The organism is Paraburkholderia phymatum STM815 (assembly GCF_000020045.1).
Classification (GTDB): Bacteria; Pseudomonadota; Gammaproteobacteria; order Burkholderiales; family Burkholderiaceae; genus Paraburkholderia; species Paraburkholderia phymatum.
In genome coordinates this window covers 1,681,994-1,697,251 of record NC_010625.1, presented here as the reverse complement: position 1 = coordinate 1,697,251, position 15,258 = coordinate 1,681,994, and the positions used below count along the sequence as shown (strand labels likewise).

Annotated in this window: 10 protein-coding genes; 7 read left to right on the top strand and 3 right to left on the bottom strand. The window is 61.5% G+C overall.

The genetic code is table 11. From position 1 onward, the window contains the following. Positions 1-10: 10 nt before the first annotated feature. The 3 genes from BPHY_RS34910 to acsA are packed head-to-tail and all read right to left on the bottom strand — an operon-like array spanning position 11 to position 3,755. A complete protein-coding gene (locus tag BPHY_RS34910) occupies positions 11-985 on the bottom strand; it encodes an alpha-ketoacid dehydrogenase subunit beta (RefSeq protein WP_012406192.1) in 975 nt (324 codons plus the stop codon). Then, complete coding sequence (gene pdhA, locus BPHY_RS34905) at positions 982-2,001, bottom strand: pyruvate dehydrogenase (acetyl-transferring) E1 component subunit alpha (RefSeq protein WP_012406191.1); 1,020 nt, start codon at positions 1,999-2,001, stop codon at positions 982-984. The genes BPHY_RS34910 and pdhA overlap by 4 nt, the downstream gene beginning before the upstream one ends. Next, the gene (gene acsA / locus BPHY_RS34900) at positions 1,998-3,755 is read right to left on the bottom strand and encodes an acetate--CoA ligase (RefSeq protein WP_012406190.1); all 1,758 of its coding nucleotides are present in this window, start codon (positions 3,753-3,755) and stop codon (positions 1,998-2,000) included. Before acsA ends, pdhA begins: the two co-directional genes overlap by 4 nt. A gap of 360 nt (positions 3,756-4,115) precedes the next feature. On the opposite strand from acsA, the gene BPHY_RS34895 reads away from it, so the two are divergent. The 7 genes from BPHY_RS34895 to BPHY_RS34870 all read left to right on the top strand — a co-directional run bounded on the left by BPHY_RS34895 (position 4,116) and on the right by BPHY_RS34870 (position 15,251). After that, positions 4,116-4,964, top strand: coding sequence for a heteromeric transposase endonuclease subunit TnsA (locus BPHY_RS34895; protein ID WP_012406189.1), 849 nt, complete (start codon positions 4,116-4,118; stop codon positions 4,962-4,964). 1 nt (position 4,965) lies between these two features. Continuing rightward, positions 4,966-7,173, top strand: coding sequence for a Mu transposase C-terminal domain-containing protein (locus BPHY_RS34890; RefSeq protein ID WP_012406188.1), 2,208 nt, complete (start codon positions 4,966-4,968; stop codon positions 7,171-7,173). Between the two features lie 135 nt (positions 7,174-7,308). After that, positions 7,309-8,379, top strand: a complete 1,071-nt coding sequence (locus BPHY_RS34885) for an ATP-binding protein (RefSeq protein ID WP_208459136.1) — start codon at positions 7,309-7,311, stop codon at positions 8,377-8,379. After that, positions 8,337-8,666 carry a hypothetical protein gene (locus tag BPHY_RS44070; protein WP_208459135.1) on the top strand — a complete coding sequence of 110 codons (330 nt, stop codon included), beginning with the start codon at positions 8,337-8,339 and terminating at the stop codon, positions 8,664-8,666. Before BPHY_RS34885 ends, BPHY_RS44070 begins: the two co-directional genes overlap by 43 nt. Next, positions 8,659-10,350 (top strand): TniQ family protein, encoded by a 1,692-nt coding sequence (locus BPHY_RS34880; protein WP_012406186.1) that lies wholly within the window; start codon positions 8,659-8,661, stop codon positions 10,348-10,350. The genes BPHY_RS44070 and BPHY_RS34880 overlap by 8 nt, the downstream gene beginning before the upstream one ends. Before the next feature lie 374 nt (positions 10,351-10,724). Continuing rightward, on the top strand, positions 10,725-12,626 hold the full coding sequence (tssF, locus tag BPHY_RS34875; RefSeq protein WP_012406185.1) for a type VI secretion system baseplate subunit TssF: 1,902 nt from the start codon (positions 10,725-10,727) through the stop codon (positions 12,624-12,626). 84 nt (positions 12,627-12,710) lie between these two features. Continuing rightward, positions 12,711-15,251, top strand: a complete 2,541-nt coding sequence (locus BPHY_RS34870; RefSeq protein WP_012406184.1) for a type VI secretion system Vgr family protein — start codon at positions 12,711-12,713, stop codon at positions 15,249-15,251. The last annotated feature ends 7 nt before the right edge of the window (positions 15,252-15,258 follow it).

The window sequence follows — 15,258 nt, the reverse complement described above, 5'->3', positions numbered from 1 at the left end:
ACGTAAGCGGTCACGCAAACAATTGTTTCACCGCGCGGACGATCCTGTCGACCTGGGGTAATGCCGCCTCTTCCATATGGCGCGCATAGGGAATAGGCACATCTTCGGAGCATACGCGGCAGGGCGGTGCGTCCAGCTCGTAAAAGACCTGTTCGACGAGGCGCGCCATGATCTCGCTCGCAATGCTTGCGCTGCGCCAGCATTCATCGACAATGACCACTCGCCTGCACTTCGACACCGAGCGCATGATCGTCTCATCGTCAAGCGGCCTCAACACGCGCAGGTCCACGACTTCGGCATTGAAGCCGTCCTTCGTCAACGCCTGCGCAGCATCCAGTGCCTTGCGCAATGAGCCGCCATAGCTCAGGATCGCCACATCCTTGCCTTCGCGCCGGACCTTCGCGCTGCAGATGTCGACGCGCTCGATGTCGGGCATATCACCTTCCAGGTTGTATAGCCCCGCATGTTCGAAGATCAGCACCGGGTCCGGGTCGGCGAGCGCGGCTTGTAGCATATGGCGAGCGTCCTCGATGGTCGCGGGAGCGATCACCTTGATCCCTGGAATGCCCGCATACCAGCCTTCAAAGCTGTGCGAATGCTGCGCCGCGACCTGACGGCCGGCGCCTGTCGCCATACGCACCACGAGTGGCACGGAGAATTGTCCACCCGACATGTGGTGGTAGAGTGCCGCCGTGTTGACGATCTGGTCTAGCGCCAGCAAGCTGAAATTCACGGTCATGATTTCGACAATGGGCCGCATGCCGCCCAAGGCAGCTCCGATGCCCGCGCCCGTGAAGCCGAGTTCCGACAGCGGTGCGTCGCGAACACGCTCGGGCCCGAATTCCTCGAGAAGTCCAGCCGACACAGCGTAGGTCCCTCCATACCTTCCCACGTCTTCGCCCATCAGGAATACGCGACGGTCATTCGTAAGCGCTTCGCGCAGCGATTCGCGCAGGGCCTCCCGGAACGTCAGATGGCGGGTCATGTCGTCTGCCCCGTTGCCGTGTAGAGATCGGTCAGGAGATCTTCGGCACGCTCCCATGTGCCCGCCTCCGCGAATGCCACGGCATGCTCGACTTCCGCCAGAGCCGCTGCGTCAAGCGCGAGGAACTCGTCCTCAGATAACTTACCCTCGTCCTTTAAACGGGCGGTAAAGGTGTGGATCGGACCGCGCGTCTTCCATTGCTCGACCTCAGCCTTCTGGCGGTACAGTTCGGCGTCGTACATCGAGTGCGCGCGGAACCGGTAGGTCCTGAATTCGAGAAAGAGCGGATTCTGTGCGGTTCGTACACACGCGACGGCCTCGCTCGTGGCGTCGTGTACCGACACGACATCCATTCCATCCGCGCTGCGCGCCGGAACGTTATATGCAGCGGCCTTGGCGCAGAGATCCGTCTGTGACTGGCTTCGCTCGATAGCCGTCCCCATTGCGTACAGGTTGTTTTCGCAGCAGAAAAGAATGGGCAATTTCCACAATGCAGCGAGATTCATCGATTCATGAAAGGCGCCTTCGGCTACTGCGCCGTCGCCAAAAAAGCATGCGGTGATGCCCTGGCTGCCCTGCATCTTTTGCGCAAGGGCCAGTCCGACAGCGAGGGGTAGACTGCCGCCGACGATTGCATTGCCGCCGAACAGCCGCCTCGTTCGATCGAAGAGATGCATCGATCCACCTCGTCCGTGGGCGCAGCCTTCGTACTTGCCATACATTTCCGCCATGAGCACACCCATGTCCATACCGCGTACCAACGCATGTGCATGTTCACGGTACGTCGCGACGATGTTGTCGTCGGAAGCGAGCGCATGAAGCGCGCCCACTGCGGTTGCCTCTTCGCCGATATACAGATGCAAAAAGCCGCGAATCATGCCGGCGCCGTAAAGTTCGGCGCATTTCTCCTCTAACCGTCGCACACGCAGCATGTCGCGCAACAACCGGAGCGAGAAGTCTTTCTCATAGGGAACGGCGCCGGACGGCGGCAGAGGTGCGGGATGGTCGATTGTCATCCTGCGCCCTCCAGCGTCGACGTGTCGCCTTCCGCCAGCCCCAATTCGCGGGCCTTCAGAAGTCGTCGCATGATCTTGCCGCTACGCGTGTGGGGCAGTTGTGCCAAGAAAGCAATCTCCTTTGGCGCGACGGCCGCGCCAAGCCGCTTCCGGGCATGTCCGAGCAATTCCATGCGCAATGCTTCGTCCGGTTCGAAGCCTCTGTTGAGCGCGACGAAGGCCTTGACGGTTTCGCCCAGCACCGGGTCCGGCTTGCCGATAACGCCGGCTTCCGCAACCGCGGGATGCTCCATGAGCACACTTTCCACTTCGAAAGGCCCGATCAGATGCCCGGCGGACTTGATGACATCGTCAGCCCGGCCGACGAACCAGTAGTAGCCGTCCGCATCCCGCTGCGCCAGATCTCCCGTCAGATACCAGTCGCCAATGAAGCACTTGCGATAGCGAGCGTCCTCGTTGAGGTAACCGCGAAACATGGAGGGCCACCCGCGCCTGAGCGCCAGTTCGCCTTGCTCGCCGGGCTCGTCGACGATATGGATGCCACCATCGCGGGTACGTTGAAGGATGGCGGCATCCACACCCGGCAGTGGCCTGCCCATGGAACCGGGTTTGATATCGAACGCCGGCGTGTTGGCGATCATGATCCCGCCGGTTTCCGTTTGCCACCAGTTATCGTGAATCGGCAAACCCAGCACGTCTTTTCCCCAGCAAACCGCTTCAGGATTCAACGGTTCCCCAACGCTGGCAATGAAGCGCAGGCACGGGAACGCATAGTTTGCGGCGACGTCGGCGCCAGCGCGCATTAGCATGCGGATCGCTGTCGGCGCCGTGTACCACACAGAAACCGCTTCGTCGCGCAAGATGCCGTACCAGCGTTCCGCGTCGAACTCTTCCCGGTCGACGACGGAAGTCACGCCGTGCAGCAGAGGCGCAATGATCCCGTATGACGTGCCCGTCACCCAGCCGGGATCGGCTGTGCACCAGTAGATATCCTCAGGATGCAGATCGAGTGCGTAACGTCCCGTCACCCAATGCGTGATGGCCGCACCGTGCACATGGACAGCGCCTTTCGGCGTACCTGTCGTGCCGCTGGTGAAGTGCAGCAGCGCGGGCTCCTCGGCATCCGTTGCGAGGCAGTCAAACGAGTCTGACGCGCCTGCCATGAGCTGCGGAAGATCGAGGGTGCCGGGGCTGGCAGTGGGCGGTCCCTCTTCCCCGACGAGCAGCACATGTTTCAACGTCGGCATGCGAGCGCGCCAGGGGCGGATCTTTCGCTCAAACAATGTGTCCGTGGTGAGCAGCACCGTTGCGCCACCGAGATTGACGCGCGTGATGATGGGCTCGGGCCCAAACGCGGAGAAGAGTGGAGAGACGACGGCGCCGAACTTCAGGCTGCCCAGCACCGCAATATAGAGTTCCGGGATGCGCCCCGCAAGGATGAAGACACGATCGCCCCTTGCGACCCCAAGGCTGCGCAACACGTTGCAGAACCGGTTGGTCTGCGCGGCCAACTGACCATATGAGAATGTTTGCGGCGCGACTTCACGCGCGAGGAAGCGCAATGCAGGCTTGTCCGCCAGAGCGCGATGCCCGTCGACGGCCAGCCATCCGATGTTGATACCGCGTTTCTCGGCGCTCAGTTCAGCTGCCGCCGCAGCCCAGGAAAAGCGGTGGCGCTCGCCTTCGTAATCGGAAAAATTGGGCATCACCCGCAGATCTGAAGCCGTCTTGCGAATGGTCGACGAAGCGTTCATGAATGGGTCTCGACGAAGTGCCTGTCAAGCAATGACGGGATCGCGGCACACTTTCACTCTAGGCGGACGTGCACGGGCACGGTTGACTTGCGTCAAGCACAGGAAAACGGTAGTCACCGTGTTGCCGTGAGGAAATGGGCCATGCACGCGGGCCGCGCGGCTGGCAAGGATGCCGCTACGTCAGTTGACAGCCGGGGCGATTCAGGGTCTCAGCGCTGTGCACCTCTGGCGTCGGACGGTTCTGGTGTGAACGAACAATAGAGTTCGACACAGGACAATAGACCCTGACACAAACAATACAGTTTGACACAAGGGCGTCCGGTATCGCTATGCTGCGCGGTTTCAGTCGACCGAGCGCATATGCGGGCAAGACGCTTCAAAACACAGCACGACATCGACCGGTACGTGGCGCAAGGTTACGGACAGGGTGTCGGGGCAGACTACAAGCCGTGGCTTCGGGTGCAAGACGTGCCATCGCGTGGCCGCTCACGAAAGGTGCACGGACTCAAGACCGGGCGCGTCCACCACGTGCTCTCCGATCTCGAATACGCATATCTGGTTGCACTTGAATTTTCCGAGCGCGTCACAGATATTCGCGAACAGTTTCCGCTGCTGCCACTCGCGCCGGCCCAGGATTTCGCGCGGCAGCGAGGCATCCGGTATCCGCTTTATGCTCAAACAACGGTGCCGTTCGTGATGACGACGGATTTTGTCGTCACTGTCAGGGCAGACGACGGATCAGTCTGTGAATTTGCCCGCACCGTCAGATATTCGGATGAACTGGCGAGCGGACGCCAGCTCCTGCGCACCCTGGAGAAACTCGAGCTTGAAAGAACCTGGTGGCTGCACCGTGAGGTCGACTGGCAGATCGTCACCGAGCAAAGCGTGGAGCCTGCGACAGCAAGAAATCTCATATGGCTGCGGGGCGGCGCTCAAATCGAGCGAGCGTTGCAAAGTGATGATTTACGCAGCCAATTTGCTGAGAGCCTCGGAGAGGCTGGCACCCATGACCGGACCCTGTCGGCACTTCTGCGCACGGTCAGCTACCGGCTGCGGCTACCTTATCTGGATGCCGTCAAGCTTTTCAAATATCTGGTCTGGCACAAGGTGCTGCTGGTGGATCTGAAAAGGCCGATATTGCTGACGTCGCAGGCGCCGGAGATACGGATCGCGCCGGCGAGTTCGGCACCCGTAAAACGGGCCGCCTGACATGGACGATTCGGCTTCACTTCTCAACGTGGTTGTCGAGGCACTGTCTGACCAACTGCCGTTTGAAGGCATCGCCCGCGTTCTCTGGGTTGACGAGAGCGCTGCGGTAGCGACACTGATTACGATTGCGCACACGCCGCGCAAGCCATGGGTCGTTTCGACTGGAGATCTCCGGATTTGGCTGCAGCGCGGCGATGCCCGACGGAGCCAGTTCCGGCCGCCTGCCTATATGCTTCAGGTTGAAGAGGATATCCCGGCGGGGGAGCGGGAATCGCGGGATCGCAACTGGCAGCGCATCGCCGGTCTGGTCGACAGGGCGGTGTCGGGTGAGATATTCATGGGTCGATCGATGGGCGCGTTCGTCGCGCAGCATGCGGAGGCGACAGGTACGCAGCGCAAGACCCTGTACCGGCTGCTCTATCGATACTGGGCCTTTGGCCAGGTTCGCAACGCACTGTTGCCAAACTACGAAAACGTTGGGGCACCTGGCAAGGCTCGCGTCTTCGCTGCAGGAAAGCGCCCGGGCCGTCCTCCCATGCATAAGGGGCGCAGCGGCGAGCGTTGCGGAAAGATACTTGGTGATGATGACAAGGAGTTCATCAGGATCGGATATTCCCTCTACAGGAACAATGAAGTGGCGTCCGTGACGGACGCTTACCATCGCACATTAAGGCGATTCTACGTTGACGAACATGTTGTACCCGGCTCATCCACAGACGATCTCACGCTGAAGCCTCTCGAGCAGTTGCCGAGCTTGCGGCAATTCAGATACTGGGGGAAAAAAGCATTTGATGACCTGGCCGTCCAACGATCACGGATGGGAGAGCGGCGCTGGCAGAAGGATCACCGCGGGCTGACCGGCCGCGCGAGCGACGGCGTGTACGGTCCGTGCCATCGCTTCGAAATCGATGCGACGATTGCGGATATTTACCTGGTCAGTCGATATAACCGGAACTGGGTCGTCGGCCGTCCCGTGATCTACGTCGTCATCGATGTGTTCTCGACGATGATCGCTGGAATCTTCGTTGCGCTGGAGGGCCCCAGCTGGAATGGCGCGCGACACGCGTTATTCAACGCGTTCACGGACAAGGTGGCGTTCTGCCGTATGTACGGGATCGAGATAGAGTCTTCTTCGTGGCCCGCGCATCATCTTCCTCATGAACTGATGGCTGACCGCGGTGAAATGCTCGGGCATGCCGCCGAGGGCATTGTGTCCGGACTGGGCATTGATATCGCGATCGCGCCACCATTCCGGCCTGACTGGAAGGCTATTGTGGAAAGCCGGTTTCGTCTTCTGAACAGCACCTCACAGATCCACTGGATTCCCGGTGCTGTCAGGCAGCGGATTGCCGAGCGCGGCGAACGTGACTACCGGCTGGATGCGGTCCTCGATCTCGCAGAATTTACGAATATCATGATCAGCAGCGTACTCCATTACAACCATCACAGCCGTCGGCCGGACCGGCTGACGGCCGACATGATCCGGGAGGAGATTGAGCCATCGCCGGTCAACCTGTGGCGCTGGGGGATGGAAAACGGGCTCGCAACGCCCAATACGCAATCCAGTGATCTCGTCTATCTGCATCTTCTGCCGCGCGATACCGCGTCGGTCCAACGCGGTGGTATCTGCTTCAAGGGCATGTTCTACACGTGCAGTTACGCAGTCGAACAAAGCTGGTTTGCGAGGGCGCGCAAGGATGGACGCCGCTCGGTTACCGTCTGGTACGACCCAAACGACACCACACACGTATGGCTCCAGGACAACGAACGCAATTTTGTGCGTTGCGACCTGCTTGCTTCAGAGCAAAGAGTCGCGCAGCGTCGGCTGGAGGAGGTCCTCGACATGCTTCAAATGACCGGTACACCGGCAGACGAAAGCACCTATGCGGCGCTCAACGACAGAATCCGGCTCGACGCACACATCGGGGCGATAGTCGCACAAGCCCAGTCGGACAAACGGGCGACGCAGCCCGCGTCGCCCGTCCCCATCAGTCGTCAGGTGGCCGACATCCGGAAGCATCGCGCATTCGAAAAGACCGCCGCGCAGCAAGGCCCGGTCGTGACATCGCCTGTGGCGGGGTCTCATAAGGCGAGCCCCCCTGCTATTGGGCCGACTTCGTCCAGCGTGGCGGCGGCCTACGCGGGGGAGCGCGGTGCCGAAGTGCTAAGCCTGCTTGGGCGATTGCGCAACAAGGGGAACAAAACGTGAAGTCTGCCGCGACACTTGCTTTTGCCGAATATGGCGATTCCCCCATCGCCCAGTATCAGGGCAATCCTCTCATCGAGGCGTTACCACCGATCCGTTCAGAGAATGACGCGGCGGCCTCCATGGCGCTGTTTCCCGATGAGCCAGGGGATGAGACCCGATTGTCGAAGGAAGTTCGCCCTGCACTGCATCGAGCGGTTGCTGCAACTCGTCCAGCCCCTACCCATCCATCTGGAACTTGAGTCGGCGCTGTCCTCGTTGATACGCAGCGGTTATGTCGGCCGTAATCCTTTGGTGCAGTCGACGTGGCGGCATGTGTACTCGCTCGCTGTTGACCGGGGGCCAGAGACCGGCTTTCGATCAACGGCCTCCACATTGAGCGTCGTGGGTCTGAGCGGGATCGGCAAATCGACGGCGCTGGAGTCCATCCTGCGGCTGTACCCGCAGGCGATCCGCCACCGGCGATACCGGGGACAGGAACTGGTTCAGGTCCAGATTCCATGGCTGAAAATCGAGTGCCCATTTGACGGCTCGCTCACCGGGTTGTGCCATGCATTCTTTCGCGCCCTCGACCGGGCGATCGGAGAGGAGCGGTATGCCAGGCGCTACCGGTCAATCCGGGGCATTGTTCCGCTCGTCCACCAGATCGAACAGATTGCCAGTACGCATTTCGTCGGTGTACTGATCATTGACGAATTACAACATCTGCGTGTTGCGAAGACAGGCGGCAAGGAGAACATGCTCAACTTCTTCGTTAACCTTATCAACAGCATCGGCGTACCGGTCGTATTTGTCGGCACCAATTCGATGATCGAGTTGTTCTCGGATGTCATGCGCAACGCGCGACGAGCCACCGGGCTGGGTTTGAGCGACTTTCGTCAACCGGCACGCGATGACCCGGCGTGGGCACTTCTAGTCGATGCCGCGTGGCAATATCAGTGGGTTCGTCACGTGGAGCCGCTTACAGCCGAGCTTCGGTGCGTGCTGTACGATCTGACGCAGGGGGTGACGGACTTTCTGATCAAATTGCTCGTGCTTGCCCAGCGCCATGCGATACACACGGGCGAAGAGCGGCTGACGGCCGGGCTGCTGCGCTCGATCGCCGACACCCGGATGCAACTGCTCAAGCCGGCGCTTGACGCATTGGAAGCGGAGACACGAAGCGCATGGCGAAGTTCGAGGACCTGCTCCCGCCAGACAGCCAGATAGCTGCGATGATGGGAGCAATCGACGGCGCCGCCCGAGCTTCGTCGCGGCTCATGATGCTTCAAAACATCCAGCAACCCTTCGCCGGCAATGCTGAGGAGCGCCATGCGGATCACGAAGCGCCAAACGGGATCCCGTCTGCCAGCGCGGCGGTAGCGGAGACCCGGGGGGCTTCTGAAGCGCGGTGCCTTGCCGGGCATGATGAGCCACTTGTTGCCCTGCGCGACGCCGGTTGGCTGTTGCCTGACGCGCTGGAGTTTTCGACGGCGTACTGCACCTGCAATGCATAAGCCGGCCTTGCTGTTTTTTGCCCCGTCCCTGCCGGACGAAACCATCCAGTCGCGCGTTGTCCGCCATCACGTGCTGTCGGCAAACCGGAAAGAGTCCGACACGTTTCTTGATCTGTTCGGCGGTCTTCCGTTTTCGCTTGAGCAGATTGTGCCGCCATCCCTGCTGCAACTCGCAGACCGCATGGACGACGGTTCGCAGGCGGCGTTGCAACCGCTTCTGGAACACAATACCCTGTGGCTCCTCTTCGAGCCGTTTCTGGCCGACACGCCACAGTCTGCAACGGTAAACATCGGCGAGATGATGCGCCCGTTGCCTCGTCGCGTGGTAGGTCTTCATGGAGAGGCGCAGTTGTGTCCGGCCTGCGTCGAAGACGATATGCGCACTTTCGGGATGGGCTACTGGCATCGCACACACCACGTGCCTGGCGTTAGCGTGTGTTGGCGGCACGGTACGCGCCTGCTGTCGAGCTGCCCGCGCTGTCACAGGCCGTTCCAGTTTCCCAAGCGGCTGCTGCGGCAACCCTGGTGGGATTGCCACTGCGGCTGGGCGCCGGCAGGGGCGGGCGATGCCGATGCTGCCGGCTCACCGATCATGCTTCAGTACGCGCGTTTTGCTCACAATCTGCTCACTCAGCCCCTCGGCCGTGCGGATGCGTCCTGCCTGCGTGCTGCGTACCAGCATCGTCTGCACGAGATGGGTTTCGGGTTGGGGGCAAGAACGCGGACGAAGGCATTCCAGAGCCATCTGGTTGAGGAGCTGGGTGACGAGTTTCTCTGCGCGGTGGATCCGGCATTTGCCGCAAAGCGGATGAGTTTCTGGATCCGCTTTGCAGCGGGTAGCAGCACGGCGCACGATATGCCTGTTACGCGGCACCTGCTGCTGGCGATGTATCTGTTTGGTAGCCGCGATGAGTTTGCATTGAGCCTGCAGCGAGCGTCCCAGCAGGAGGCGTCAATTTCTCACACTCGGGCAATTGCAGCGGGCCCCGCAGGTTTCACGGAATCGTTGCCGTCGACACCGCGTGCGGCGCATCGACGCCGGATAGGGGATGAGCTCGCAAAAAATCGGGAAACGACGATTCAGGATCTGTGGCGCAAGGCGTACCGCGTTACATCGTGGCTCTACGAGCACGACCGGGTGTGGTTACTGGAAACGCTCTCAACTTCGGCAGCGGATATACCGGGTATTAAGCCTGCGACGAAAGCAGTCTCGCCTGACGACGAGCGCCTTGCGGCACATGTTGACGCGACCGCCGCTGCGCTCCTCGCCACGTCCGGAAAGCCACAGCAGGTAACGAAGGAGCGATTGCTCGCCGCACTTCCAGTGCGGATCGCCGACACTCCCGGGCAACGCGAACGATATCGCAACACGCTCACGCGGGTTACGGATAACCGGGAGTCCACGTGGCATTTCAGGGCGCGGCGGTTGTGGTGGGCGTATGCAGTGCTTGGTGCGCGGGGAGATGTTCCGCTGCCAAGAGACGCGGTGATTCTGTCAGGCGTGGGGCATTACGCCGCGCAGGCCATCATTGAACATTGCGGTTGGGAACCGGTGTTGCCTCTTGCCGCAAGGTTCGATGCCGTTGTGAAGTTGGCCGAACTCGGAATCACGCCGAGATGGGATGGGCTGCCTGCATGGAAAGGCCGTGCCATCGGCGGCAGGTCGTATCAGCGTCGATCGTAAAACAGCTCGCGGTTGCAGATGCATCCACTTCTGCGCGCAATCGTCATCGATTCATCGCTTGCGTACCTCGAATCGGAAACCGGCATTATTGCGATCGGACAACTCCAGGTTTGATTTCGATCGGAATTAACAATTCTTCATGCATATCCTATAGATATCCATTCCCATTTCCGATAGCCTGATGCCGGACATTGTTGGAATCTGGATTCATGAAATGTTGTCAGGACTACGAAATTGATCCCGCACGTGGCCCTGCGGATTCCAGCAGGCGTGCTGCCGTTGCGCGCCTTCGGACAACCCGGGTGCGGGCGTGGATCGGCCGCCGCGAGGTCGACGGGATCGTCTTGCGGCCGTTCATGAAAAGGCGCGCGTGAATGGATCCGCGCACGCTTGAGTTCTACACGCGCGAGCTTCGCTTCCAGCGCGCGATGGCATCGGAATTTGCTGCTGACCATCTGAAGATCGCAAGGCGCCTTGGCATGGAGGCGGGCGACATTGGCGATCCTTATGTCGAGCGCCTTGTTCAAGGCTCCGCCTTTGTGAACGCGCGCATCCAGATGCGCTTCGACGATGAATTCCCGCAGCTCACCCAGGCGCTGCTTTCCTGCGTCTATCCCAACTACCTCCTGCCCACGCCATCCATCGCCGTGGCGCGGTTCTATCCGGGCGGCAAGGCGGGCGACCTCGTGTCCGGTCACCGCATCACGCGCGGCACCCTCGCCACCTCGAAACTTCCCGAGGGCGAGAAGACGCCCTGCCAGTTTTCCCTTTGTCACGACGTCACGCTGTATCCGCTTGAGATCAGCTTCGCGAAGCTGGGCGGCATTCCGCCCGACATCTACGGCATGGACCGTTTCGTGCCACCGCACCGGCGTGTACACGGCGGGTTGCGCCTGCGTATCCGCACAACCGGCGATGTACCGGTGGCAAGCCTGCAGGGACTGGACAGGCTGCCCGTCTGCCTGGCGGGCGACGCGAAGCTCGCCTCGCACCTGCACGAGCTCATTCACACGGCCGCGATTGCCACTGTGGCCGGCGAGCCGGGGCGGTTCAGTGAGGCCGGGTATGCATACCACACCGTCACCTCGAATGCCGTGATCCAGGAGGGGATTGGCCCAGAGGAGAGCGTCCTGCCGCTTGCCTCGCGAAAGTTTCTCGGCCACAACCTCGTGCACGAGTATTTCGCGTGCCCCGAGCGCTTTTACTTCTTCACGCTCACCGGTCTCGCGGCGGGGCTGCGGAACATCAGCGGCCATGAAGCCGAGATCGTGGTCCTGCTGGATCGTCCTGCGGGAGATCTGGCGGACCGTGTCGATGCGTCGATGTTCGCACTGTTCTGTGCCCCCGTGATCAACCTCTTTCCCCTGCGCACCGAAAGCATGCCGATCCGCGAAGGTGCCCCGGAAACGCACATTGTGCCGGTGGAGAAGCGGCCACTCGACTTCGAACTGCACTCACTGGAGCGTGTGCTTGGGCAGGTTACCGAAGAGTCGGAGGTGCTGGAATTCCGTCCGCTGCACCAGGCGCTGATGCGCGACGAAGACAGTCACGGGCGTTACTTCACGGTACGGCGCGAGCAGCACCTCGCCCCGGGCCAGTCCCGCCGGTACGGCACACACTCGACGTATGTCAGCACGGAGTCGTTCCTGCAGCTCGTTGGGCCGGATGGTGAACCGTACGACAACGGTGACGACGGCGAGATCCACTTCGTGTCGGTGCAGGCGTGGGTGACCAACCGCGACCTGCCCAGCCTGCTGCGCTGCAATGGCGTGCGCGACCTGGATCTGCGCCAGTCGGCACCGGTCTCGAGTATCGGTCTGATCCGGCCACCTGGCAGACCCAAAGCGCCGTTCGCTCAGGGCATCAAGGCCTGGCAACTGCTGATGCACCTCGATATCGATCATTCGGTCTTCGATGACCGGTACGACGAGCCGCACCCGGGCGAAGGGTTGCAAAGTTTTCTGCGGCTTTATCTCTCCGACGACGCCGTGGCGCATCGCCGGCAGGTCGAGAGCCTTACCGCAGCGACGCTCACGCCGGTCAACCGGATCATCCCGAACCAGCAGCCACCGGTGGCGCGGGTGCTCGAATGCGGCATCACGGTCGACGAAAGCGGCTTCGATGGCGCGAGCCCCTATGTCTTTGGTCTCGTGCTTGAGCACTACCTGGCCCGGCACGTTTCGATGCATTCGTACACGGCGATCGTGCTGGATTCGAAGCAGCGCGGGCGTATTGCGCAGTGGCCACCCCGACCGGGTACACGCAGCGTGGTGTAGGCACGCCTGCATCCCGCAGAACCCATGAATCCGCACGGCCCTCACATACGGAGGACACGTGCCTTTGCCGAGGAGAAGACCCCGATGTTCAAACCGTTGCAGCCCCGCACACTGAGCGTGGCGTCCGACGCGTTGCCCCTCCGCGCTGGCGAGCCCGTGCTCATTGCCCAGCGCGTGCATGGCACCGAGGCACTGGGCAACCTCTTTGATTACCGGGTGGAGCTGGCCACGCGGGACACCCCGACCTGTCGGCTGTCGGATGCGCAGCCGCTCGTGATCCCCGGGCAGCTGATCGGCAAGTCCCTCACCATTTCGATCGAGTTCGAGGGTAAGGGCGTATTCGTGCCGGGCATGCCCGGCAACCTTGGGGCCGCGAATGTCGGTGCCGGGGTGCGCCAGATTACCGGCCTCATCACCGCGGTTTCCAGCACGGGCAGTGACGACCGGCGGGCGTATTACGAACTGACGGTTCGTCCCTGGCTCTGGATGGCCACCCAGAACAGCGAAAGCCGTGCTTACCAGAACCTCAATGTGGTCGAGGTGACCCAGGCGATACTCAAGGGCGGGCAGTATCCGTGGCCCTACGAACTGCGGCTGGGCGCAGTGGGCCTGCAAAACAACGTCTATCCGCCGCGCGACTACGTCCGCCAGTACTGGGAGAGTGATTACGCGTTCCTGACCAGAATCTGGCGCGAATGGGGGATTTATTACCTGTTCGATGGCATGACGCTGGTCCTCTGCGATTCGCCAGGTTCCCACAAGAAGCACCACGACGCGTACGACACCGTAACGTACCACGCACCCGACGGCAAGCGCATTGATGAAGAGCATATTCACAGGCTCCGGATCTCGCAGCAGATCACGCCGGGCGATGTGACGCTCAACGACTACGACTACACGCGCTCACTCGGGAAGTTCGACGTGAACCAGTCGCAGTACAGCAAGTCGTCATTCGACAATATCGAGCAGTACCACTGGGGCGAATACTCGCAGCCGCTCGCGGGCGCCATGGGGCTGTCGGGCGATCCGAATGACTATGACACGGAGGGCGCGTACCTGGCGCGCGTGCGGTTGAATGCGCTGCGTTGCCGGCGGCTGCGCATCTATGGCACGGGCAACCTTCGCGGCCTGACCACGGGCAAGACGTTCCGGCTTGAAGGGCATCCGCAGCGAGAAGTCAACGCGGACTATCTCGTGGTGTCGACCTCGCTCGATGTGCGCAATCCGGACGAGATCACGCGCTCAGCGGGCGACGGTGTGCAGTACCAGTGTGTGACCGATTTCGTGCTGCAGCCGGCCAGTGCGTTCTTCAAGAACCGGCTGAGAAAGAAGCCGCAGGCCCATGCCGAAACCGCCGTGGTTGTGGGACCCGCCAACCGGCCGGTCTGGCTCGATGGTTACGCACGTACCAAGGTTTCCTTTCTGTGGGACCGGCACAGCAGCCGTGACGAAAATTCGAGCTGCTGGGTGCGCGTGGGTTTGCCCTGGCATGGTGGGCCGCACAGCTTTATCGCGGTGCCGCGCATCGGCGACGAGCTGACAATCGACTATCACGAGGGCGACCCCGACAAGCCCTACATCTCGGCGAGCAAGGTCAACGAGTTCAACCAGCCACCGTTCGAGCTGCCGAAGAATCAGGCGCTTACGGGGCTGGTGGGCAGCGGTCTGGACGGCAAGGGCCATAACTACGTGGTGACCGACGATACCCCCGGCCAGTTGCAGGTCCAGGTGGCGAGCGATCAGGACTACTCGCGTCTCTCTCTCGGCTACATCACCCGGATCGACTACGGCACGGGTCGGCAGCAGGCACGCGGAAGCGGATGGGAACTGGCCACGGACGCGTGGGGCGTGCTGCGCGCCAATCGTGGCATGCTGATTACCACAGAGGCCCGTGGTGGTGCGCAGGCTGCAGCCAAGGACATGGGCGAGACGGTGCAGCGCCTGACCAAGGCCCGCGATACCCACGAAAGTCTCGCAGAGCTTGCCCAGCAAAACAATGCGCAGGAGCAGGGCGCAGACCAGAGTGAAATCACGGCCGCCCTCAAGGCGCAGAACGATGCAATTCGCGGCGGCGCGAAAAGCGGTCCCAACGACTTCCCGGAATTTGCCGAAGCCCATGTCACCATCGCCAGTCCTTCGGGCATTGAGACGACCACGGCAGGCAGCACCCACATCGCGAGCGGTGAACACCTCGCGCTGACGGCGGGCGAACATCTGGGTATGGCGGTCGGCAAGTCGCTGTTTGCGACGATCCGCGAGAAGCTGAGGATCTTTGTTTACCAGTCAGGAATCCGGCTGATCGCCGGAGCGGGATCGATCGACATCCAGGCGCTGTCCGACGCAGTCAATGTGCTGGCAAAACTCAAGATTCACCAGAGCGCGAAGCGCATCGAGATCTGGGCGGAAGAAGAGCTTTCGCTGCGCGGAGGCAAAAGCTATCTGACGCTCAACAATGCCGGCATCGAAAATGGCACGCCCGGCCAGTGGCAGTCCTACGCCTCGACCCACCAGATGCCGGGGCCAAAGAGCGGCCCCGAAGACGTGCCCGCCGCGCAGCTCAACGTCTGCGAGATGAGTGCCGCTAGCGCATCGAGCCAGCACGCCGCCATCGTTCCCCTTGCCTGAGGTCGCC